At 72.4% G+C, this 21,316-nt stretch carries 25 protein-coding genes and 1 pseudogene; 15 read left to right on the top strand and 11 right to left on the bottom strand.

Going from position 1 to position 21,316, the window contains the following annotated elements; all coding sequences use genetic code 11:
- Positions 1-706: 706 nt before the first annotated feature.
- Positions 707-1,153, bottom strand: a complete 447-nt coding sequence (locus CLV43_RS37030) for a VOC family protein (RefSeq protein WP_106193456.1) — start codon at positions 1,151-1,153, stop codon at positions 707-709.
- Between the two features lie 108 nt (positions 1,154-1,261).
- Between CLV43_RS37030 and CLV43_RS49745 the strand changes: the two are divergent.
- From CLV43_RS49745 to CLV43_RS47330, 4 genes and pseudogenes are all read left to right on the top strand, one after another.
- Positions 1,262-1,735: pseudogene (locus CLV43_RS49745) on the top strand (helix-turn-helix transcriptional regulator); the annotation flags it as partial.
- Between the two features lie 141 nt (positions 1,736-1,876).
- The gene (locus tag CLV43_RS50540; RefSeq protein WP_281262194.1) at positions 1,877-2,887 is read left to right on the top strand and encodes a WYL domain-containing protein; all 1,011 of its coding nucleotides are present in this window, start codon (positions 1,877-1,879) and stop codon (positions 2,885-2,887) included.
- A gap of 470 nt (positions 2,888-3,357) precedes the next feature.
- Positions 3,358-4,212, top strand: a complete 855-nt coding sequence (locus tag CLV43_RS37020) for an SCO6745 family protein (RefSeq protein WP_211304728.1) — start codon at positions 3,358-3,360, stop codon at positions 4,210-4,212.
- 165 nt (positions 4,213-4,377) lie between these two features.
- Positions 4,378-4,536, top strand: a complete 159-nt coding sequence (locus CLV43_RS47330) for a transposase (protein ID WP_146175042.1) — start codon at positions 4,378-4,380, stop codon at positions 4,534-4,536.
- 186 nt (positions 4,537-4,722) lie between these two features.
- On the opposite strand, the gene CLV43_RS47325 is transcribed toward CLV43_RS47330, so the two are convergent.
- The 3 genes from CLV43_RS47325 to CLV43_RS37005 all read right to left on the bottom strand — a co-directional run bounded on the left by CLV43_RS47325 (position 4,723) and on the right by CLV43_RS37005 (position 7,169).
- Entirely contained in the window at positions 4,723-5,331 is a 609-nt protein-coding gene (locus tag CLV43_RS47325; protein WP_146175041.1) for a hypothetical protein, read from the bottom strand.
- Between the two features lie 96 nt (positions 5,332-5,427).
- Positions 5,428-6,051 carry a class I SAM-dependent methyltransferase gene (locus CLV43_RS37010; protein ID WP_106193450.1) on the bottom strand — a complete coding sequence of 208 codons (624 nt, stop codon included), beginning with the start codon at positions 6,049-6,051 and terminating at the stop codon, positions 5,428-5,430.
- Between the two features lie 386 nt (positions 6,052-6,437).
- Positions 6,438-7,169 carry an SDR family oxidoreductase gene (locus CLV43_RS37005; protein ID WP_106193449.1) on the bottom strand — a complete coding sequence of 244 codons (732 nt, stop codon included), beginning with the start codon at positions 7,167-7,169 and terminating at the stop codon, positions 6,438-6,440.
- A gap of 23 nt (positions 7,170-7,192) precedes the next feature.
- On the opposite strand from CLV43_RS37005, the gene CLV43_RS37000 reads away from it, so the two are divergent.
- From CLV43_RS37000 to CLV43_RS36990, 3 genes are all read left to right on the top strand, one after another.
- The gene (locus tag CLV43_RS37000) at positions 7,193-7,855 is read left to right on the top strand and encodes a PadR family transcriptional regulator (protein ID WP_245887241.1); all 663 of its coding nucleotides are present in this window, start codon (positions 7,193-7,195) and stop codon (positions 7,853-7,855) included.
- Complete coding sequence (locus tag CLV43_RS36995; RefSeq protein ID WP_211304727.1) at positions 7,848-8,162, top strand: hypothetical protein; 315 nt, start codon at positions 7,848-7,850, stop codon at positions 8,160-8,162. The genes CLV43_RS37000 and CLV43_RS36995 overlap by 8 nt, the downstream gene beginning before the upstream one ends.
- 102 nt (positions 8,163-8,264) lie before the next feature.
- Positions 8,265-9,182, top strand: a complete 918-nt coding sequence (locus CLV43_RS36990) for a ferredoxin family protein (protein WP_106193447.1) — start codon at positions 8,265-8,267, stop codon at positions 9,180-9,182.
- Here CLV43_RS36990 and CLV43_RS36985 read toward each other — a convergent pair.
- Both CLV43_RS36985 and CLV43_RS49735 read right to left on the bottom strand, forming a co-directional pair.
- Positions 9,161-9,778 carry a TetR/AcrR family transcriptional regulator gene (locus CLV43_RS36985; protein WP_245887239.1) on the bottom strand — a complete coding sequence of 206 codons (618 nt, stop codon included), beginning with the start codon at positions 9,776-9,778 and terminating at the stop codon, positions 9,161-9,163. The genes CLV43_RS36990 and CLV43_RS36985 overlap by 22 nt on opposite strands.
- Positions 9,775-9,993 (bottom strand): mediator of RNA polymerase II transcription subunit 16, encoded by a 219-nt coding sequence (locus tag CLV43_RS49735; RefSeq protein ID WP_245887238.1) that lies wholly within the window; start codon positions 9,991-9,993, stop codon positions 9,775-9,777. The genes CLV43_RS36985 and CLV43_RS49735 overlap by 4 nt, the downstream gene beginning before the upstream one ends.
- Positions 9,994-10,018: 25 nt before the next feature.
- On the opposite strand from CLV43_RS49735, the gene CLV43_RS36980 reads away from it, so the two are divergent.
- Entirely contained in the window at positions 10,019-10,546 is a 528-nt protein-coding gene (locus CLV43_RS36980) for a CGNR zinc finger domain-containing protein (RefSeq protein ID WP_106193446.1), read from the top strand.
- A gap of 9 nt (positions 10,547-10,555) precedes the next feature.
- Here CLV43_RS36980 and CLV43_RS36975 read toward each other — a convergent pair whose 3' ends face one another.
- A complete protein-coding gene (locus CLV43_RS36975; RefSeq protein WP_106193444.1) occupies positions 10,556-11,407 on the bottom strand; it encodes a helix-turn-helix transcriptional regulator in 852 nt (283 codons plus the stop codon).
- An 87-nt stretch (positions 11,408-11,494) separates the two neighbouring features.
- On the opposite strand from CLV43_RS36975, the gene CLV43_RS36970 reads away from it, so the two are divergent.
- Positions 11,495-12,283, top strand: a complete 789-nt coding sequence (locus CLV43_RS36970) for an SDR family NAD(P)-dependent oxidoreductase (protein WP_106193508.1) — start codon at positions 11,495-11,497, stop codon at positions 12,281-12,283.
- A gap of 16 nt (positions 12,284-12,299) precedes the next feature.
- Here the strand turns inward: CLV43_RS36970 and CLV43_RS36965 are convergent, their stop codons facing one another.
- The 3 genes from CLV43_RS36965 to CLV43_RS36955 all read right to left on the bottom strand — a co-directional run bounded on the left by CLV43_RS36965 (position 12,300) and on the right by CLV43_RS36955 (position 14,933).
- Entirely contained in the window at positions 12,300-12,992 is a 693-nt protein-coding gene (locus CLV43_RS36965) for a histidine phosphatase family protein (protein WP_106193442.1), read from the bottom strand.
- A gap of 70 nt (positions 12,993-13,062) precedes the next feature.
- Positions 13,063-13,887 carry an undecaprenyl-diphosphate phosphatase gene (locus CLV43_RS36960; RefSeq protein WP_106193441.1) on the bottom strand — a complete coding sequence of 275 codons (825 nt, stop codon included), beginning with the start codon at positions 13,885-13,887 and terminating at the stop codon, positions 13,063-13,065.
- The gene (locus tag CLV43_RS36955) at positions 13,884-14,933 is read right to left on the bottom strand and encodes an LLM class F420-dependent oxidoreductase (RefSeq protein WP_106193439.1); all 1,050 of its coding nucleotides are present in this window, start codon (positions 14,931-14,933) and stop codon (positions 13,884-13,886) included. The genes CLV43_RS36960 and CLV43_RS36955 overlap by 4 nt, the downstream gene beginning before the upstream one ends.
- 129 nt (positions 14,934-15,062) lie before the next feature.
- Between CLV43_RS36955 and CLV43_RS36950 the strand changes: the two genes are divergently transcribed.
- Complete coding sequence (locus tag CLV43_RS36950; RefSeq protein WP_170156178.1) at positions 15,063-16,043, top strand: aldo/keto reductase; 981 nt, start codon at positions 15,063-15,065, stop codon at positions 16,041-16,043.
- Between the two features lie 31 nt (positions 16,044-16,074).
- Complete coding sequence (locus CLV43_RS36945; protein ID WP_106193438.1) at positions 16,075-16,920, top strand: LysR family transcriptional regulator; 846 nt, start codon at positions 16,075-16,077, stop codon at positions 16,918-16,920.
- Between the two features lie 155 nt (positions 16,921-17,075).
- Here CLV43_RS36945 and CLV43_RS36940 read toward each other — a convergent pair whose 3' ends face one another.
- Positions 17,076-18,149: a M48 family metalloprotease gene (locus CLV43_RS36940; protein WP_106193436.1), complete on the bottom strand. Its 1,074-nt coding sequence runs from the start codon at positions 18,147-18,149 to the stop codon at positions 17,076-17,078.
- 211 nt (positions 18,150-18,360) lie between these two features.
- On the opposite strand from CLV43_RS36940, the gene CLV43_RS36935 reads away from it, so the two are divergent.
- From CLV43_RS36935 to CLV43_RS36920, 4 genes are all read left to right on the top strand, one after another.
- Entirely contained in the window at positions 18,361-19,314 is a 954-nt protein-coding gene (locus CLV43_RS36935; RefSeq protein WP_245887237.1) for a YncE family protein, read from the top strand.
- Complete coding sequence (locus tag CLV43_RS36930) at positions 19,311-19,523, top strand: DUF5703 family protein (protein WP_106193433.1); 213 nt, start codon at positions 19,311-19,313, stop codon at positions 19,521-19,523. Before CLV43_RS36935 ends, CLV43_RS36930 begins: the two co-directional genes overlap by 4 nt.
- 202 nt (positions 19,524-19,725) lie before the next feature.
- On the top strand, positions 19,726-20,133 hold the full coding sequence (locus tag CLV43_RS36925) for a YciI family protein (RefSeq protein WP_106193432.1): 408 nt from the start codon (positions 19,726-19,728) through the stop codon (positions 20,131-20,133).
- Positions 20,130-21,284, top strand: coding sequence for an RNA polymerase sigma factor (locus tag CLV43_RS36920; RefSeq protein WP_211304725.1), 1,155 nt, complete (start codon positions 20,130-20,132; stop codon positions 21,282-21,284). The genes CLV43_RS36925 and CLV43_RS36920 overlap by 4 nt, the downstream gene beginning before the upstream one ends.
- Positions 21,285-21,316: the final 32 nt, after the last annotated feature.

Here is a 21,316-nt window from a genome sequence, read left to right as displayed (position 1 = left end):
GGGGGGGGGGGGGGGGGGGGGGGGGGGGGGGGGGGGGGGGGGGGGGGGGGGGGGGGGGGGGGGGGGGGGGGGGGGGGGGGGGGGGGGGGGGGGGTGGGTGGTTTTGTGGGGGGCCGGTCGCTGTCGGCGGTGGATGGCTCGGTGAGGGGTGCGGTGGGAGGGGGCCGGTCGGTGGTGGTGGTGGTGGTGGCGGTGGGTGGGGCGGGGCGTGGTGGAGGGGTCTGGGCGCGATGTGGGGCGGGGGCGGGCGCGGTTGCGGCTGGGGGCTTGGGGCGGCGGGGCATCAGGGGGCGGCCGGGGCGTTCGGGGCATGCGGTCCGGTGGTCGGGTCCGCGGGCGGGGGCCTTCCCGCGGTCGTCCGTGCTTCGACGTCGGTACGTGCCGTCACCTGGTACCTCCGTGAGTCTGGAAGTCTGGGAGTCCGTGGGGTGAGGAACCTTATTCCGGGCGGGCGGGATGGGTGCGGGCGACACACCGGGCCAGGGACTGTGCCCGGTGTGGTCGGGGCGTGTCCGGACCGGTGTGCCGTGTCGGGTGGGGTACGCGGGAGGGCGCTGCCGAGCGCGGGTGTGACGGCCTGACGGTCGGGTGAGCCGCCGCCTGACGGATGGGGTGAGGACCCTCGGGGGTGGATCCCCGCTCCCCCGGTGTCGGGTGGAGTGTGGATCGGTGGCCGGTGGGGTGGGGTCTTGTGGCGGTTTCGTTGCTATGCCGGGTGCGGGTCTGCGGCGTGGTGTCCCGGGGCTGATTCCTGGGCTGGGGTGGTCATGGTGGCGAGGACCTCGTGGTAGTGGGGGTTGGCCATGATGCCGAGGATGTTGCCGAAGGGGTCCAGGACGGTGGCGGTGACGTAGCCGGCCCCTCCCCTGTCCTCGGGGGCCTCGTGGATCGTGGCGCCGAGGTCGACCAGGCGGGTCAGGGTGGTCCGGACGTCGTCGACGGCCCAGTAGACGACGGCGCCGCCGGTGGGGGTGTGGCGGGCGTAGCGGCTGTTGACGATGCCCAGTTCGTGCCGGTAGTCGCCGATGCGGAACTCGACGTAGGCGTCGGGCACGACGTAGTACGGGGGCACGCCGAGCAGGCGGGTGTACCAGTCGGTGGCGGCGGGCAGGTCGGTGGCGAAGTAGGAGACGGTGCTCAGTCCACGCAGCATGGTGGTGTCCTTTTCGGTGTCGGTCCCGCGGTGGGTGGGGCCTGGGTGTCCAGGGTGCGGGGGCAAAGTGTTCACCCGGTGAGCGCTTTGGGTGGAAGGGTCGGGGGTATGCGGGCGGATCGTCTGGTGGCGGTGTTGTTGTTGATGCAGGCGCGGGGGCGGGTCACCGCGGCGGGGGTGGCCCGTGAGCTGGAGGTGTCGGTGGCCACCGCGCGTCGGGACCTGGAGGCGTTGTCCGCGGCGGGGGTGCCGGTGTACCCGCAGCCGGGGCGGGGTGGTGGGTGGTCGTTGGTCGGCGGGGCACGCACGGATCTGAGCGGGTTGACCGCGGTGGAGGCGCAGGCGTTGTTCCTGGCCGTGGGTCCGGGGGTGGTGGGGTCGCCGGTGGTGGGGTCGGCGTTGCGCAAGCTGGTGCGGGCGTTGCCGGACACCTTCCGGGCGGATGCCGAGGCCGCGGCGCAGGCGGTGGTGGTGGATCCGGTCGGGTGGGGAGGGCGGGTGCGGGGGCGGTCGGGGGTGGTGGAGGTGTTGCAGGCCGCGGTGGTGCGGCGGGTGAGGGTCCGGTTCGGGTATGCAGGCCGTGGGGCGGGCGGGGCGGGCGGGGCACGGCGGGAGGGCACGGGCGGGGAGGCGACTGGTGAGGAGACGCCCGGTGGGCAGGTACCGCGGGGTGGGGAGACGCCGCGGGGTGGGGCCGCGCGGCCGGAGGTGACGTCGCCGGGGATGTCGGGGTGGGAGGCCGGGGACTCTCGGGAGGCGCCGGGTCGGGAGGCGCCGAGTCGGGAGGCAGCGGGTCGGGAGGGGGCGCAGCCGGGGACGGCGTGGAGGGAGACGCCGGGACAGGGGGTTCGCATCCCGCGGTGGGAGCAGGCGTGGCGGGAGGCGGGCAGGCCGGGAGGGGGCGAGGCGGGAGACGCCGCGCAGGGGGAAGAGGCCGTGCAGGGGGAAGAGGCCGTGCAGGGGGAAGAGGCCGTGCAGGGGGAAGAGGCCGTGCAGGGGGAAGAGGCCGTGCAGGGGCAGGGCACGGCAGGAGACGACACCGCAGGAGGGGGCACGGCGGGAGGTGGCGCGCGGCTGGGGGCGCCGGAACGGGAGGGGGCGTGGCGGGAGGTGGACCCGTGGGGGCTGGTCGACAAGGACGGTGTCTGGTACCTGATCGCCGGCACCCGCGATGGGCAGCGGACTTTCCGGGTGGATCGCATGGTCGACGTGGTGGTCACCGACTCCCCTGCCGTGCGCCCGGACGGTTTCCGGGTCGCGCGGGCGTGGGAGCGGGTGGTCGAGGACATGGAGGGGCGACGGTCGACCGTGACCGCGGAGGTCGTGCTGCCCGAGAGGTTGTTGCCGGTGCTGCGGACGCAGTTCGGGCGGCATTGCCGGGTGCTCGGACCTGCCACCGACCCGCAGGTAGCCGACAGGCGGGTGCCTGATGAACCGGTCACCGGCCGAGGGGTGGTTGACGGGCAAGCCACCGACGGGCGTGTGGCCGACGGACAGACCGGCGACGGAGCGGGCACCGACAGGCGGGCGTCCGACGGGCGGGTAGCCGATGAGCGGGTGGCCGACGGGCCGGGCGCAGGCAGGCGGGTACGGGTGCGGGTCGCGGCACACACCGCGCTGGGGATCGCACAACCACTGGCCGGGTGGGGTACGACCATCGACGTGGTCGGACCGCAGTCGGTACGTGCGGAACTGGCGCGGCTGGGAGCCGAACTGGTCCAACGCTACGCATAACCCCTCCCCCGCCTCCCTCGGGCCGATACGAACCGGGAGAAGGTCGCGGGCAGGACCGATCGCTCGGCGCGGGGAACGGGGGCGGAGCAGGCCGAAACGGATCGGCGCGAGGTCGCGGGCAGGGTCGTGGGCCAGACAGGCCGGGGGCGGGGGCCGGGGCGGGCAGCCGCGCGGGTCGACGTGGCGTCACAGGCGGAACGAGGCCGCGGTGTCACCACGGGAGCACGGCTGCTTTGTGGTGAACGGAGCGAGTCGGCGCGGGGTTGAGGGCAGGTCGCATGAAGCGGTGCCCGGCCGGGAGGTGTGCGCGGTCGCGCGGAGCAGTGGGCGGTCTGGGGGCGGTCTGGGGGCGGTCTGGGGGCGGTCTGGGGGTGCAGGCGGGCGGGTGCCCCGCGGTGGGGAGTGGGGCCGGTACGGTGACACCACCCCGTACCAACCGGTCGGTACCCCCACAGGCGGAGGAGCAGGACGTGGTCGCGAGCGCACGGGAACTCTGGCGGGCCCTCGAACCCCTCCACGGCATGATCTACTTCGCCCCCGAGGCACACGACCGCTACACCGCGCTCGGACTGGACCACACCGCCGGGTACTTCGCCTCCCGCGCCGCCGCCCTCGGCCCCGTATCCGCCGAGGTCGTCATCGCGACCTTCTACAACTTCAACCCCGCACTCGTACGCGGGGCGATCCCCTCGGCGTGGGAGAAGACCACCCCGCAGGCCCTGCTGGCCGCCAGGGCCGACGCCGCCGACGCCGCCCTCCGACGCGGGCTGGGCGAACTGGCCGAGCGGGACGGGGAGATCGAGGAGCTCGCGGGACTGGCACGACGCGCCGCCGAACACGCCTGCACCACACCCCACGGGCGGCCGTTGTTCGCCGCGCACGCCGCACAACCCTGGCCCGAACAACCACTACGGGTGCTGTGGTGGGCCCAGACCCTGCTGCGGGAGTACCGCGGCGACGGACACCTCACCGCCCTGCTCACCCACGACCTGTCCGGGATCGAAGCCCTGGTGGTGCACTCCGGCAGCGGGGAGATCCCCGCCGAATCCCTACGCCGCACCCGCGGATGGGCCACGGAGGAATGGGATGCCGCCGTCGACAGGCTGCGGGAACGCGGGGTCGTCGACGGTGACGGGGTGCTGACCGAGGCCGGGCGGGAACTGCGGGAGCGGGTCGAGGCGCTGACCGACCAACTGGCCGAAGGACCGTACTCGGTACTCGACCACACCGACCGCGACCGGTACACCCACCTCACCCGACCACTCACCACGACCATCCTGACCGCGGGAATGATCCCCCACAAAAAACCACCAACCAAAAACTAAACAAAACACGCAGACAGGGAAAGGAAGACAGACAAGGAAGGGAGAAAGACAGAAAAAGGGCAGGACAGGGGGCAAGGGGGGCAAGAACCACGGCAGGGGCGGAGGTGTCGAAGCCGTGGCCGGCCGAGGGCAAGTCGTGGGGATCCGGTCGGACCGTCGATCCCGGTGCCACCGCGTCGGACCCGCGACCTGGGCCGGAAGCGATCACCGGATCGGCTGTGCCTGCAAGGCATCCTGTTCGTGCTCGGCACCGGCATCGGCATCGGCCGGGAGCACCTGCCCCAGGAGTGGGGGGTGGGGTTCGGATCCGGCATGACATGGTGACGGTGACCACGGGACCGGAACGAGGCCGGTGTCCGGCACCACCTGCACAAGGTGATACCCGCCCAACTCCGCCGAACTCCGCGGGGCCGACCGGATCGACCGATCCCGCTCCGCTACCGGGACTTGCCCCACGGCCAGGTAGTCGAGGATTTCCGGAGCAGACCGAAGGACCGGAGGACCGTCGGACTACAGGGGACCGTCGTACACGACCACGCCCGTGTTATCGGTGACACGGGCGGTCAGGTCGGTGACCTTGTCACGCGGCAACGGCACGAAGAACGCGAACGTCTCCCCCGAGGCGTCCGACAACACCGGACGACCACCCGGCAGGAAGATCTCCACCCGCGCGACAGTGGGCAGGGTACGGCCGTAGCCCAGGAAACCGGTATCCGCGTCGATACCACCCGCCCGCGCCAACACCCGACCCGAACCCCGCAAACCCGCCTCGGTCATCGGGCCTACACCCGAACCACTACCCAACGGATGCACACCACACATCGCCACCACACCCACAGAACTCGCCACCACCAGTTTGTGGCCCTGACCGTCGTCGATGAGGGCACCCAGCTTGAAGTTGGCGGGGTCCAGTGCGGCGTTGCCGCAGGAGCGGAAGAGGTCGGCTTTGACGGATTGGAGGTCCTGGGTGCGGGATGAGGGGGTCGGGGATTGTGGGGGTGTGGTGGTGGGTGGGGGTGTGGATGTGCCCAAGCGGGCAAGTGCGGGGGTTTGTTGGTCGGTTGGGGCCCACAGGACGTTGCTGATCACCAAAAGCAACAACGCGACAGCGATGACCACAACAGCCGTGGCACTCCTGGATCCGATCGGCACCGTCTTCCCTTCACTCCTGGGTGAAAGTGTGGCACGAAGGGGTGAGGAAGATCGACACCAGTCTCACTTCGGGGTGAGAACGGTTGTGTGTTTGATCTCCGCGCTCTCCAGGGCGGTGTGGACGGGGACGTCGTAGCCGGCCAGGACGGTGAATTCGGAGTGCGGTAGGTGGGCGCGTTGCGGGTCGCCTACCAGCACTGTTGCGCCGCGGGTGGCGGCGGTGCGGAGGAAGGGGAGGACGCGGGAGGCCATGGTGCGGTCGTAGAAGACGTCGCCGGCGAGGATGACGTCGAAGTCCGTCGCGTCCTCGTGCAGGAGGTCGGCGGTGAGGGGGTGGACGACCGTGTCGTTCAGGGCGGCGTTGAGGGTGGCGGCGGCGGCTGAGCGGGGGTCGATGTCGTTGGCCGTGGTGTGATCGGCGCCTGCGAGGCGGGCGGCGATGGCGACGAGGCCGGAGCCGGAGGCCAGGTCGAGGACGCGGCGGCCTGCGACGAGGTGGGGGTGGTCTAGGAGGTGGCGAGCCAGGGCCTGGCCGCCTGCCCAGGGGAAGGCCCAGAAGGGTGGGTCTGTGGTGTTAGTGGCTTCCCAGAGGGTGATGACGTCGGGGGCGGTGCGCAGGAGGATCTCGGGGATCAGGGGGACCGGGTGGGGGCGGGTGTTGGCGAGGACGAAGGCGGTGTGGTCCACGGGGGAAGTGTGCTGTACGGGGTGGGTGGGGGTTGGGGTGGGTTTGCTGGGGGTGCTTCGCTGTTGGTGCCGGGTGGGGTGGGTGGTTGCTCCGCGTTGGGGTGTTCTAGCCGCCGTGTTGTCTCGCCCGGTGTCGCTACAGCGGACCCAGGTGCGGTCGGCTTGACTTGGGGCCCCTTTTTTGGGCTTCGTCGGGCGAAAAAGGGCAGGTGGTAGAGCCTGCCCGCCGCCGCAAGTCTAAGCCCAAAAACCCCAAGTCAAGCCGACCGCACTAGCGGACGAGCATGCTCGCTTCCAGCTGGGTTGGGCCGTTGGCTTTGGTTCCAGTGGGTACGCACCCGCGCTCGCTTTCAGCGTCGTTGGCCGCTGACGGCATCGGGTTGGGGTTATAGGCCGCCTGCGACGCGGAGGATTGCGCCTGTGGTGAAGGTTGCGTCTGGGCCCAGTAGCCAGGTGATGGCGGCTGCGATGTCGTCGGGTTCGCCTGCGCGGCGGAGGGGGATGACGGTGGCCATGCGGTCTGGGCGGTCGGGGAGGCCGGAGGTGGTGTGGATGTCGGTGCGGATGGTGCCGGGGGCGACGCAGTTGACGCGGATGCCGCGGGGGCCGAGTTCCTTGGCGAGGCCGATGGTCAGGGCATCGACGCCGGCCTTCGCGGCGGCGTAGTGGACGTACTCGCCGGGGCTGCCGAGGGTGGCGGCGGCTGAGGAGACGTTGACGATGGCGCCGCCCTCGGTGAGGTCGCGGGAAGCGCGGCGGGCGCACAGGAAGGCGCCCAGGAGGTTGACGTCGAGGACGCGGCGGAGGTCGTCGACGTGCAGGTCGGCGAGGTCGCCCGCGGGGCTGGTGACGCCCGCGTTGTTGACGAGGCCGGTGATCGGGCCGAGTGCAGTGGTGGCGGTGTCGAACAGCGCGTCCACGTCGTCCGGTGAGGTGGTGTCGACGCGGACGGCGACGGCCCGGCCGCCGGCGGCCGTGATGTCGGCGACGAGGGCGTCGGCCTCGGACTTGGCCTGGCGGTAGCCGATGGCGAGGTGGTGGCCCTGCGCGGCGAGCCTGCGGACGGTCGCGGCGCCGATGCCGCGGCTGCCGCCGGTGACCACGGTTACTTGACTCATCGGCTCAGCCTAGTGCAATACTCGTGTCCGAGTATTCGGAGGCGAGTGATGTGAAGTACCGCCGTACCAACACGTTGGGGCTGGCCGTGCTGGGGTTGTTGTGGGAGCGCGACATGCACCCCTACGAGATGGCCTCCACGCTGCGCGAACGCCACCAGGAGGCCAGCGTCAAGCTGAACTACGGGTCGCTGTACACCGTGGTCGAGGCGCTGCTGAAGCACGACCTGGTGCACGCCGTGGGCACCCTGCGCGAGGGCAACCGGCCCGAGCGGACCGTCTACGGCCTCACCGACACCGGGCGAGCCGAGCTGCACGACTGGTTGCGGGAGCTGATCGCGGAGCCGACCAAGGAGTACCCGCGGTTCGAGGCGGGGGTCGCGCTGATCGGTCTGCTGCCGCCGGACGAGGCGATCGAGCTGTGCGAGCGCCGTGCCGAGACCCTCGACGCCCAGCTGGTGGGGCTGCGGGAGGTCATGACCGCGCTCGGCGAGCAAGGGCTGCCGCAGCTGGCGTGGATCGAGCTGGAGTACCGGCTCGCGATGGCGCGGGCCGAACGGGACTGGGTGCGGTGGTTCGCGGCCGCGGCGCGCGCGGGCGAGCTGGGCGGTCAGGAGTTCTGGCGGGACCTGCACGCGGGCGACCGCGCCGGGAACGTGCGCACGACCAAGGAGGACGACCGTGGGTGAGCGGCCCCGCAAGCTGTTGTTCGAGGTGTCCGGCATCATCGCCGCGCCGCCGGAGCGGGTGGCGCCGCTGCTGCCGGAGCCGGTCCAGGGCGGGTGGTGGTACCGGGGTGAGCACCACGCCCTCCCCCACCCCGAGGGCACGCGGTACGCCTACCGCGTCTACAACGTCGCCCAGCGGATGCGGTGGGGTGTGCCGTTGGCGAACAAGCTCTTCATCGGGTACCAGGAAGGCATGCGCGAGGGGATGCGGAAGGGGTTGGAACGCATCGGCGGCAAGCTCGGGTGTGCCACCCGACTGGAGGACTAGGCCTTCCTGACCAGCAAGGGGGTGGTCAGGGCACGGGTGACGGGCGACAGGCGCCGCGTTCGGGCCCCCGACTTCACCCGTTCAGCCCTATTCGTGCAATCTATGGCCGTGATCGAGCCGCGCTGCTCCGCGTTCTCCGCGGTCCTCGCCGAGCCACAGGCCGGGACCGCCGCCACCGCCAAGGCCTGGGTGTGCCTGGAACAGCCCGGACCGTGGGGTCCCGACGCGCTGCTGGAGAGCCATCTCGACGCCGCCCTGGGCGCGGAGCTGATCCGCCGGTCGAAGGGCACCGGCGTGCGGGTGCTGCTGATCCGCCGCCCCGGCATGCACGCCGACCGGCACGTGCCGCAGCGCCGCCGGGTGTACCTGGCCGGCTGCGCTCCGGGGGCGTCGTGGCTGGAACGGGCGGACGTCGCCTCGCCCGAGGAGCTGCTGGAGCTGGACTTCGCCGCGTTGGGCGCCGGGAGGTCCACCGGGTTCGGCACGCCGGTGCCGGGGCCGTTGCTGCTGGTGTGCACGAACGGGCGGCGGGACGTGTGCTGCGCCCTGTACGGGCGGCCGGTCGTGGCGGAGCTGGCCGCGCGGCACGGGGACGCGGTGTGGGAGTGCACGCACACCGGTGGGCACCGCTTCTCCCCCACCGGGGTGCTGCTGCCCTCGGGCTACCTCTACGGGCGGGTGGACGCGGAGTTCGGCGAGGAGCTGCTGACCACGGCCGACGCGGTGGTCGCGCGGCGGTGCCGGGGCCGGTCGTACTGGTCGAAGGCGGGGCAGGCGGCGGAGGTCGCCGTGCGCGACCTGATCGGTGAACGGGACGACGTGCTGGAGGTCGACCCGGAGCAGCGGCGCGACGAGGGCGGGTGGACGGTGCCGGTGCGCCACCGCGACGGTCGGGAGTGGCGGGTCGGGGTGGCGGAGCGGGCGTTGCCGCCCGCGCGGCCGACCAGCTGCGGCAAGGAGCCGGCGATCCCGACGGCGCTGGTCGTGACGAGCGTCGATCAGCTCGTGCCGGTGGCCTGAGACCCCGACCCGCCCGAGCCGTGGCGCGGGACGGCGGCGGAGAACAGTCCGAGGCCAAGAGCGTAGGGGTCGTCCAGGCCGACGGTGTGCAGCGCGTCCGGTGGCAGGGCGAGCAGCGACATCGCGACGCCGAGGAAGTAGGCGTCGAGGACCCCGGCGTCGGCGGTGGTGCTGGGGAGTCCCGCGGACTGGTGCAGCTGGGCGGAGGCGTCGGCGTTCGCGACGGCCATGCGGCTCAGCGCGTCCCGCACGCCGGGTCGGCGCACGGCCTCCAGGTACAGCTCGACCATGGCCAGCAGTTCGGTGGGGTCGGCGACCGTGCGCCGCAGCAGGGCCGGGTAGAGCTCGGCGACGTCGGTGGCGGTGACCTCGGCCGGGGTCGTGTCGCGCAGCCTGCGCACGGCGGCGACGTGCAGGTCCGTCATCCGGTTGGCCGCGGCCTGCAGCAGCGACTCCCTGGTCGGGAAGTAGTTCTTGGTCGTGCCCAGCGGGACGCTCGCGCGGCGGTCCACGGCGCGGTGGGTCAGGCCGCGGCCGCCCTCGCCCGCCAGGACGGAGATGGCCGTGTCGCACAGCAGGTCGCGGCGGGGTGTCACGATCCGGGGACAGTACTGGTCCGTTCGGCGCAGCGCAGCTCGGGGGTGGATCTTGCGGCACCCGCGCCCGCCAGCAGCTTCCCGTCGAGCAGGACGAGCCAGCCGCCGCAGACGCAGCGCCGGTAGACCACCGTGCCCGCGCTGGTGGGGTGGGCGGAGTCGGGGTGGGCCGGATCGTCGACGGGCCATCCGCAGGCGGGGCATCTGGTGTTCACGCCCCCAGCGTGCTGTCATGGTTCAGTGCATTTCAACCCTTACGGAGGGGTGGCCGCCGAGATCGCCGCCACGCTGGTGAACTCCCTGGTCACCGCCGACCCGCCGCTGTCGTCGGACGAGCTGGTCGCGGCACTGCGCGCGCACGACTACCGGCCGGTGGGCGTGCTCGGCACGGACGACATGGCGTCGCTCACGGTGTGGGCGCACCGGCTGGAACAGGTGTTCGCCGGTGCCGGGGACCGGGTGGAGCTGCTCAACGCGCTGCTGGCCGAGTCGGCGACCCAGCCCTACATCTCCCGACACGACGGGCGCGCGCCGCACCTGCACTTCGCCCGCGAGGACGGGCCGATGCTCGCCCGGTTGCGCGCCTACACCGCAGCCGGGCTCGCGCACGCGTTCTGCCAGGAACCCGACCGCGTCGGCCGGTGCGACCGGGACGGGTGCGGAGTGGTCTACGTCGACACGTCCCGCAACGGGCGCCGCCGGTTCTGCTCGACGCGCTGCTCCAACCGCGTGCACGTGGCCGAGCACCGCGACCGCCGGGCGGGCTGACCCGCGTGCTCAGCCGGGGACGTCCATGCGCTGGGTGCCGATGACCGACAGCAGCCGCAGGGCCTCCTCCGACGGCGAGCCGGGGGTGGCGGTGTAGATCACGACACGCTGGTCGCGTTCGGTGATGTCGAGGGCGTCGCAGTCGACGGTGACCGGGCCGACCAGGGGGTGCTGGAACGTCTTGCGCAGGGCGTGCCGCGCGCTCACGTCGTGGGACTCCCACAGCCGGGCGAACTCCTCGCTGCCCGCGAGCAGGTCGGCGACCAGTTCGGTGGTCTCCGGGTCGTCCGGGTAGCGGGCGGCGGTCGCGCGCAGCTGCCGGGCGGCGCCTCGGCCGAACTCGTCGGCGTCGGACACCCCGAACAGCCTGCGCCCGTCGGGGTTCGGGCCGAGGAAGACGCGGCGCACGAGGTTGCGGTCGCGGCGGGGCACCGCGGAGAAGTCCTCCATCAGCGCGGCGGCCAGGTCGTTCCAGGCGATCACCTCCTGGGTCGCCGACGTCACGAACGCCGCCGCCTGCGGGAGCCGGTGCAGCAGGTGCAGGATGCCCGGCCGCACCTCCCGCGACGGCCCGAGCGGCGGCGCGGGCGGCGCACCCGCGAGGTGGTGCAGGTGCTCGCGTTCGGTGTCGGACAGCCTCAACGCCCGTGACAGCCCGGCCAGCACCTCGCGCGACGGCCGCGGGGCACGGGCCTGTTCGAGCCGGGTGTAGTACTCCGTGGAGATGTAGGCGAGCTGCGCGGCCTCCTCGCGACGCAGGCCCGGTGTGCGGCGACGCCGCCCGGCGGGCAGACCCACGTCGGCCGGGGTGATCCGCTCGCGCCTGCTGCGCAGGAAGGCCGCCAGTTCTTCTCTGTCCACATCCCCAGTGTCCTCGCGGACGGCGGGCCCCAGCCAGGTACAGGCGATGCCTGGATGCGCACCGCGCACCGCCGGAGGCTCGTCGCCATGGACAACACACCGACCACCACCGCCCCCATCGTCCTGCTCGCGGACAAGGTCGCCTTCATCACCGGCGCCGGTCGCGGCATCGGCGCCGCGGCGGCCCGGCTGTTCGCCCGCGAGGGGGCGCGAGTGGTGCTCGCAGCTCGGACGGAGGACCAGCTCAAGGCCATGACCGAGGAGGTCAGGGCGTCCGGCGGCACCGCCGACTACGTGGTGTGCGACCTGGCCGACGCCGACAGCGTCCGCGCGGCCGTGCAGCACGCGGTCGACCTCCACGGCAGGCTCGACGTCGCCTTCAACAACGGCGCCGCCTTCACCCCGCCCACCCCGCTGGACCTCGTCCCCGAGGCCGACTTCGACCACCTCTACACCGTCAACCTCAAGGGCCCGTGGCTCGCGATGACCGCCGAGGTCGCCGCCATCCGCGCCACCTCGGGCACCGGCGCCATCGTCAACAACTCCAGCGTGGGCAGCCTGATGGGCAACCCCCGCCTACCGGCCTACGGGGCCATGAAGCGCGCGCTCAACAGCCTCACCGAGTCCGCCGCCGTCACCTACGGTCCCGAGGGCATCCGCGTCAACGCCATCGCCCCCGGCAACACCGCCACCGAGATGATGGACACCTGGGTCTCGCACTCGCCGGACCTCCCCGACCTGCTCGTCGCGAGCACCCCGCTGGGGCGCGGCGCCGACCCGTCGGAGATCGCCGAGGCCGCCGCCTGGCTGCTCAGCGACCGCGCCTCGTTCGTCACCGGCACCGTGCTCCGCGTCGACGGCGGCGCCCGCGCCTGAGACGTCCTGCGGCGACCTACACCGTCCCCGCTCCCCCGCCCACCACGGCGTCGGACGACGACGGCTGGTGCTCTGGCGGCGGCACGACACCGGACAGGTCGCCGCCGTTGTCGTTGGAGCGCAGCACGAACGGGCGCGTCTCCGTGTACTGGACGACCGACACCGAGGCCGGGTCGACGACGATCCGCTGGAACCCGTCCAGGTGCACACCCAGGGCGTCGGCCAGCACGGCCTTGATCACGTCCCCGTGGCTGCACGCGAGCCACACCGCGCGAGGGCCGAACTCAGCGGTGACACGGGCGTCGTGGGCTCGGACGGCCGCCACGGCACGGGCCTGCACGGCGGCCAGCCCCTCCCCTTCCGGGAACACCGCCGCGGACGGGTGCTGCTGCACCACCTTCCACAGCGGCTCGTCGAGGAGGTCCTTGATCGCCCGGTTCGTCCAGCTCCCGTAGTCCACCTCGGCCAGCTGCGGGTCGGTGACGGCGGTCAGCCCGCGGTCGGCCAGCAGCGGTGCGATGGTCTGCTGGCACCGGTCCATCGGGGAGGCGACGACGGCGTCGATCGGGATGCCCTTGAGCCGGTCGACGAGCCCGATGGCCTGGGCCTGCCCCTTCTCGCACAGGGAGACGCCGGGGGTGCGGCCGGCGAGGACGCCGGAGCCGTTGGCGGTCGAACGGGCATGTCGCAGGAGGATCACGGTGGCCACGGGGATCCACCCTAGATGGCGCGAAGGCCACCATGCGGACATGGTGGCCTTCGCGACTTCGGCACGCCGGTCAGGTGGCGGGCAGCAGGTCCATGGACAGCAGGCCCATGAGCACGATGCCGAGCATCACGCGGTACCAGACGAACGCGGAGTAGCTGTGCTTGGAGACGTACTTGAGCAGCCACGCGATCGTGGCGTAGCCGACCGCGAACGCGAGGATCGTCGCCACGACCATCTGCGGGACCGACGCGTCGTGCGGGCCGCCGCGCTCCAGCACGTCCGGGATGCTGAAGATGCCCGCGCCGAACACCGCCGGGATGGCCAGCAGGAACGAGTAGCGCGCCGCGGCCGCCCGGTCCAGCCCCAGGAAGAGGCCCGCGGTGAGCGTGCCGCCGGAGCGGGAGACGCCGGGGATGAGCGCGAGGGCCTGGGCGAAACCCATGCCGATCGCGTCCTTCATGGTCAGCTCGGAGCGCGCGTGCTTGGCGAACTGGTCGGCCAGGCCGAGCAGGATGCCGAACACGATCAGCATCGTGGCGGTGATCCACAGGTTGCGCGCGGACGTGCGGATCTCGTCCTTGAGGACGTAGCCGAGCACGCTGATCGGGATGGACCCGATGATCACGTACCAGGCGAGCCGGTAGTCCTTCTCCTTGCGGGCCTCCGCGCTGAAGAGGCCGCGGAACCAGGCGGAGATGAACCGCCCGATGTCCTTGGCGAAGTAGATCAGCACGGCCAGCTCCGTGCCGAGCTGGATGACCGCCGTGAACGACGCTCCCGCGTCGTTGCCGAAGAACAACGTCGACGTGATCCGCACGTGCGCCGACGATGACACGGGCAGGAACTCGGTGAGTCCTTGAACCAGTCCGAGGACCAGAGCCTGCAACCAGCTCAACTACCCACTCCTGCCAGATCCAGAGCTTCCACCGCGGTGCGAAGGCCCGCGACTCCCTGCTCCAGATCTTGCAGCATCGGCGTGACGGTCAACGTGGTGACCCCGGCTTCCGCGAGGGCCTGCATCTTCTCGGCGATGCGCTCCTTGGTCCCGAGCAGCGAGGTGGCGTCGAGGAACTCGACCGGGAGCGCGGCCATGGCGCCCGTGTAGTCCCTCGCCAGGTACTTGTCCTGCACCTCGGCGGCCTCGGCCTCGAAGCCCATCCTGGAGGCGAGGTCGTTGTAGAAGTTCTGCTTGCGGCTGCCCATGCCACCGACGTAGAGCGCCGCGTACGGGCGGACGTTGTCGGCCAGCGCGCGCCAGTCCTCGCCGACGAACATGGGCATGGTCGGCACGATGTCGAAGCCCTCGAGGGTCTTGCCCGCCTTCTCGCGACCGGCCTTGACCGCGGCGAGGGAGTCCATCGAGTACTCCGGGGAGAAGAACAGGGCGAGCCAGCCGTCGGCGATCTCGCCGGTGAGCTCCAGGTTCTTCGGGCCGACCGAGGCGAGGTAGATCGGGATCTCCTCGCGCACCGGGTGCACCGTGAGCGAGAGCGCCTTGCCGGGGCCGTCGGGCAGGGGCAGCGTGTAGTGCTTGCCCTCGTAGCGCAGCTTCTCCCGGCGCAGTGCCAGCCGCACGATGTCGACGTACTCGCGGGTGCGGGCCAGCGGCTTGTCGAAGCGGACGCCGTGCCAGCCCTCCGACACCTGCGGTCCGGAGACGCCGAGGCCCATCCGGAAGCGGCCACCGGACAGGGTGTCCAGGGTCGCCGCCGTCATCGCGGCCATCGCGGGTGTCCGCGCGGGGATCTGCAGGATGGCGCTGCCGACGTCGATGCGCTCGGTGTGCGCGGCGATCCACGACAGCACCGTGGGCGCGTCGGAGCCGTAGGCCTCCGCGGCCCAGGCAACGGAGAAGCCGAGCTTGTCGGCCTCCTTGGCGAGTTCGAGGTTGGCGGCGTCGTTGCCGGCGCCCCAGTATCCGAGGTTCAGTCCCAGTCGCACCGACCGACCGTACCGGCCGGTAACCCCGTTTGCCGCAGTACCCCGAGTGACGCCGGTCACGTTCGGCACGAACGGCGAAGATCCACGACGGTCCCAAGCCCGCGAGGTCGGAGCCCTTACGCTCGCCCCGTGGAACACCGACAGCTCGGCCGCAGCGGCCTGCGCGTCTCCCGGATGGCGCTGGGCACGATGACCTGGGGCCGCGACACCGACGCCGACGAGGCCGCCACCCAGCTGATGGCCTTCACCGAAGCGGGCGGCACCCTCGTGGACACCGCCGACGTCTACGTCGAGGGCGAGAGCGAACGCATCCTCGGCGGCCTGCTCGGCGAGGTCGTCCCGCGCGACGAACTGGTCATCACGACCAAGGCCGTGGCCCGCCGCAACGAGGGCCCGTTCGGCGGCGGCGCCTCGCGGGCCGCCCTGCTCGGCGCGCTCGACGGGTCGCTGCGCCGCCTGGGCGTGGACCACATCGACCTGTGGCAGCTGCACGCGTGGGACCAGTCGGTGCCGCTGGAGGAGACGCTCGCCACCCTCGACACGGCCGTGACCAGCGGGAAGGTCCGCTACGTCGGCATCTCCAACTACTCGGGCTGGCAGCTGGGCACGGCCGCCACCACCCAGCGCGCCGTCGCGGGCCGCGCGCCGCTGATCTCCGCCCAGGTCGAGTACTCCCTGCTGGAACGCGGGGTCGAGCGCGAGGTCGTCCCGGCCGCCGCCCACCACGGCCTCGGCCTGCTGCCCTGGGCGCCGCTCGGCCGCGGCGTGCTGACCGGCAAGTACCGCAACGGCAACACCCCGCCCGACTCGCGCGGCGCGTCCGCGCACCTGGCCGGGTACGTGGAGCAGCACCGCACCGACCGCGCGTCCCGCATCGTCCAGGCGGTGTCGACCGCCGCGGACGGCCTGGGGACCTCCGCGCTGTGCGTGGCGCTGGCGTGGGTCCGCGACCGCCCCGGCGTGGTCGCGCCCGTGGTCGGCGCGCGCGACACCAACCAGCTGCTCGGGTCGCTGGTGGCCGAGGAGCTGACCCTGCCGCCCGCGATCAGGGCCGCGTTGGACGACGTGAGCGCCGTCGAGCTCGCCTATCCCGAACGCCCGATGGGGTGATGTCCGCCGCTACTCTGGCGGTGTGGGTGTCATGGAGTCCCGACCGCTGCGCTACTTCGTGGCTGTCGCCGAGGAGCTGAACTTCACCCGCGCCGCCGAGAAGCTGGGCATTGCAGCGCCCCCGCTGTCGCGCGCGATCCGCAAGCTCGAGGCGGAACTGGACGTCGCCCTGTTCGAGCGGACCACCCACAGCGTCACCCTGACGCCCGCCGGGGTCGTCCTGCTCGACCAGGCCAGGATCGCACTGGAAGCCCTGGAGGCCGCGGGGCAGCGGGCTCGGCGCGCGGCCGACCCGGACCCGAAGCTGGTGCTCGCGGTGAAGGCGGACAACGCCGCGGGCGTGCTGGAGACGATCCTGGCGGCTTACGCGGCGGACCCCGCGGCCGAGCCGGTCGCCATCCGGCTGTGCGGCCGGGAGGAGCACCCCCGACTGCTGCGCGAGGGCCACGCCGACGCGGCGCTGCTCTACGAGCCGTTCGACCACACCGGCCTGGACACCGAGACGATCGCCACCGAGCCGCGGGTCGTCGCCCTCTCCACGGCGCATCCGCTCGCCCGCCGCGCCCAGGCGACCCTGGCCGACCTGGAGATCCCCGGCTTCTCCGCCGAGCACCCCACCGACCTCGACCGCTGCCTGGTCGACCAGTCCCGCCGCAGCAACGCCCGCGACCTGCCGGAGCTCCTGGCCCACGTCGAGTTCGGCGACCTGATGACCCTGCTGCCGACGTCCATCGCCGCCCGCTACCCCCGCCCCGGCATCGCCTACGTGCCCGTGGTCGACGCCTCGCCCGCCGAGCTGGTCGTCGCGTGGCCGCAGCAGTCCCGGTCCCTGGCGACCGCCGCGCTCGTCCGGGCCGCCCTCTCCGTCGTCGGGTGACTCTGACGGGCGCCTGAAAACGATCTTGGTCACGCCTGGGAGCCCGGAAGTGTCGTACCCCGCCGGTATGCTGAAAGCAGGGGAACCCCCAGGTCAGAGCGGGTAGGGGTGGCCAGTTCACACGCTACGGCAAGGGGCTGACAGTCCTGAGGTCGTCAGGGCTGCGGTGGGACGTCGACCAGGGTGAACCACTCGAGGACCGCGGGGATGCGTTCGTCCAGCCAGGTGGCCAGGTCGGCGGCGACGGCGATGGACTCCGGGGTGCGCAGGTGTTCGGCGAGGTGGTCGACCATCGCCTGGATGCGCAGCAGCGGTGGCGGGTGGCTGCCGATGAACGGCAGGACGCGACCGGCGGCGTCGGCGAGGACGGCCACGACCTCGTGCAGGGCGAGCACCAGGAGCACGGCGCCGACGAGGTAGGGCTCGACGGTGTCGCGTTCCCAGGGGCTCAGGCCGTCGAGGCTGGCGAGCATGATGCGGGCGGCCATCCGGTCGGCCTCGTACTCGCGGGGCCAGCCGACGGCCTGCATGTCCAAGGCGCCGACGGGGGTGTTGGGGTCGGTCTGGCGCCAGGACACAATCAGGTGCCCGGCCAGCACGTGGGCCATCTCGTGGGCGACGACGAACTGGGTGGCGCGCCGGGTCATCAGCCGCAGCAGGTCGAGGCGCTGCCCCGCGAGCTCGGGCAGCGGGCGGGCTACAGCGGCGCCGTTGCCGAACAGGTGGGCGTTGAAGACCTCCGCGAGCGCGGAGGCGGCGTGGTCGGGGTCGAGCAGGGGCGAGTCGCCGAACACGGACCGCGACACGATCATGATCTTCAGCACATCGGGTACGAGGTGCAGCACGCCGCTGTCGACCAGCACGAGCACCCCGCTGCCCGGCATCGGCCTGCACAACGCGTTCATCGAGCCGGTCGGGAACACCCCCGCGTAGAACGGCGTGCGCACCGCCCAGCCCGCGACCTCCGCGAGGTCGAACAGCTCGGGGGCCTGCGCGTCGAGCACGGACTGCGACGCCCCCAGGTCGGCCCCGGTGTACGGGTCCGGGCGTAATCGCACGCTGGAGAGCCTGTCGAGCCTGGTCGGGACCGACTCGGCGGCGACCTGCGACCACGTGTAGTAGCGGTCGGGGACGTGCAGCGGCCGCACGTGTCCGGGCGGCAGCCCGTCCGTCACCCGGTGTTGCCGGAGCAGTTCGACGTGCCTGTGGCGCAACACCCCGACGGTCATCCCGCACCTCCTTCGCCCTACTTGGATGGTCGCGCGGGGGCGCCCGGTGCTACGCCCAGCAGCGGACTATCACCTCGGTGGACCAACGAGAACACCCGCCCCCCTACGTGACCGTGATGGTTCCGTCGTGGATGCTGGAGGGACGTTTCGCGAATGGGTTACCGGGGTCACCCGGCCGCTGGGAGGTTCCACGTTGCGTCGACTGGCCGCTGTGCTGTTGACCGGGGCGGTAGTGGTCGGCGGCTGCGCCAAGAGCGAGGAGCCGAGCGACCCCCTCCAGGTCGCCGCCACGCTCGAGTCGGCCACCCCCGCGCCGTCCCCGGACCAGGCGACGACACCCGCGGGCACCGTGCTGCCGCTGTCGGGCAAGGCCACCGCCGTCGTGTTCGTCGGCGGCACGCTGGCCGTCGCGGTCGAGGCCCCGCCGTCGGTGCAGCTGTTCACGCTCCCCGACGCCGCGCCGCGCACCGTCGCGCTGCCCGCCCCGGCCGCGCGCCTCGTCGTGGCGGGCGACCGGGTCGAGGCCGCCGTGCCGACCGGTGACGTGGTGGTCAGCATCTCCCCCGCGGACGCCACGTCGACCAGCACGCCGTACGACGGCGGCCCGGCCGACGTCGCCGCCCTGGGCGGGCAGACCCTGGTGGCCGAGCGCGACGCGCACTCGGTGCGCCTGGGCGACCGCGAGATCGGCCCCGTGACCAGCCCGGACCAGGTCCTCGTCGCCGACGGCCACGTCGTCGTGCTGGACCGGCTGCGCAGCGCCGTGTTCGACCTCGACGCGACGGCGGGCACGCTCGGTGCCGGTCTGCGCGCGGGCGACGGCGCCACGAACGCCGTGACCGACCGCTTCGGGCGGGTCCTGGTCACCGACACCCGCGGTGGCGAGCTGCTCGCCTTCACCGCGAACCCGCTGATCATGCGTCAGCGGTACCCCGTGCCGGGCGGGCCCTACGGGCTCGCCTACGACCCGCGCACCGATCTGGCGTGGGTGACGCTCACCGAGAAGAACGAAGTGGTTGCCTACCACGTCGCCGGTGGTGAACCGGTAGAGAAGTTCCGGTTCCCCACCGTCCGCCAGCCCGATTCGGTGGCGGTCGATCCAGGTAGTGGGCGGGTGTTCGTCGCATCCGCGGACGGCCAAGGGATACAGGTGATCTCGCCGTGAACGAAGGAGTGACCGACGGGGACTGGGAGTACCGGCCGCTGCGGCTGCCTCCCGGCGTCTCCCGTCGCACCGCAGCGACCCAGCTCGCCATCCACGCGGAGTTCGCGGGCTGGGAGCTCTCCCGCGTGCTGCTCTACGGGGACGGGACGCGCAAGATCTGGCTGCGCCGCCGCCGGACCGCGGCGAGCATGCCCGGCGTCATCATCTAGCGCCCACGGGCGCCCTCTTCCCACGCTCGGCTGCCACCGGGCGGCGCCGGCCTGGGCTGGTGCCCGCCGAGCGGTCCCCAAGACGGTCGGGCAAAATCCGCCGGAAAAAGTTCCGGTGAGGATGTCGAGAACCCTGATCGGGCTCCGTCCCAGCGGTGACAGTGGCCGACAAGGGCCGCACCCAGCACCGAGGAGAACCACGATGGCCAAGTACCTGCTGCTCAAGCACTACCGCGGCGCGCCTGCGGCGGTCAACGACGTGCCGATGGACAAGTGGACGCCGGAGGAGATCACGGCGCACATGAAGTACATGCAGGACTTCGCCGACCGGCTGGAGACCACCGGCGAGTTCGTCGACGGCCAGGCGCTCTCGCCGGAGGGCACGTTCGTCCGCTACGACGGCGAGGGTCGGCCGCCGGTCACCGACGGGCCGTTCGCCGAGACCAAGGACCTCATCGCGGGCTGGATGGTGATCGACGTCGACAGCTACGAACGGGCCGTGGAGCTGGCCGGGGAACTGTCCGCGGCGCCGGGTGCGGACGGGAAGCCGATCCACGAGTGGCTGGAGCTGCGCCCGTTCCTGGTCGCTCCGCCCACCATCTCGGAGTGACCGTGGTCGACGCGGCTCTTCTGCAGACCCTCACCCCCGAGGTCATCGGTGTCCTCGGCCGTCGCGGAGCGGACTTCGCGGCGGCCGAGGACGCCGTGCAGGACGCCCTGGTGGAGGCGGTGCGCGTCTGGCCGGACGACCCGCCGCGCGACCCCAAGGGCTGGCTGGTCACGGTGGCCTGGCGGAAGTTCCTCGACGCGACCCGCGCCGACACCTCGCGGCGGAACCGGGAGCTGCGGGTGGACGCCGAGCCCGTGCCCGAGCAGGGCGACGCGGTGGACGACACGCTCCAGCTGTACTTCCTGTGCGCCCACCCGTCGTTGACCCCCGCCTCGGCCGTCGCGCTCACGCTGCGCGCGGTCGGTGGCCTGACGACCAAGCAGATCGCGCAGGCCTACCTCGTCCCCGAGGCGACCATGGCCCAGCGGATCAGCAGGGCCAAGCGGACCGTGTCCGGCGTCCGGTTCACCCAGCCCGGTGATGTGGGCACGGTGCTGCGCGTCCTCTACCTGGTCTTCAACGAGGGGTACTCCGGTCATGTCGACCTGGCCGCCGAGGCGATCCGGCTCACCCGCCAGCTGGCGGCCCGGATCCGCCACGAGGAGGTCTCGGGTCTGCTCGCGCTCATGCTGCTGCACCACGCCCGCCGCGCCGCCCGCACTGGCCCCGATGGGCAGCTGATCCCGCTCGCAGAGCAGGACCGCGGGCAGTGGGACACCGGCCTGATCGCCGAAGGGGTCGACGTGCTCCAGGCCGCGCTGGCCCGTGACCGCCTCGGCGAGTTCCAGGCGCAGGCAGCCATCGCCGCGTTGCACGCCGACGCCCAGACGGCCGAGGAGACCGACTGGGTGCAGATCGTGGAGTGGTACGACGAGCTCGTGCGCCTCACCGACAGCCCGGTCGCCCGCCTCAACCGGGCTGTCGCCGTCGGCGAGGCGGACGGTGCCCGAGCGGGCCTGGCGGCGTTGTCCGAGCTGGACCCGACTTTGCCCCGGTACACAGCTGTGTCGGCCTACCTGCACGAACGCGACGGCGCCCCCGCCACCGCGGCCCGGCTCTACACCGAGGCCGCGCGGTCGGCGCCCAGCGTTGCCGAGCGCGACCACCTCACTCTCCAGGCCGCGCGGCTCAACACGCGGTTGCGGGGCTGAGCGGACCGGCAGGCAACGATGTCGTCTGCCGG

This window comes from Umezawaea tangerina, from assembly GCF_003002815.1.
Lineage (GTDB): Bacteria > Actinomycetota > Actinomycetes > Mycobacteriales > Pseudonocardiaceae > Umezawaea > Umezawaea tangerina.
This window is presented reverse-complemented; position numbering and strand designations above follow the sequence as displayed.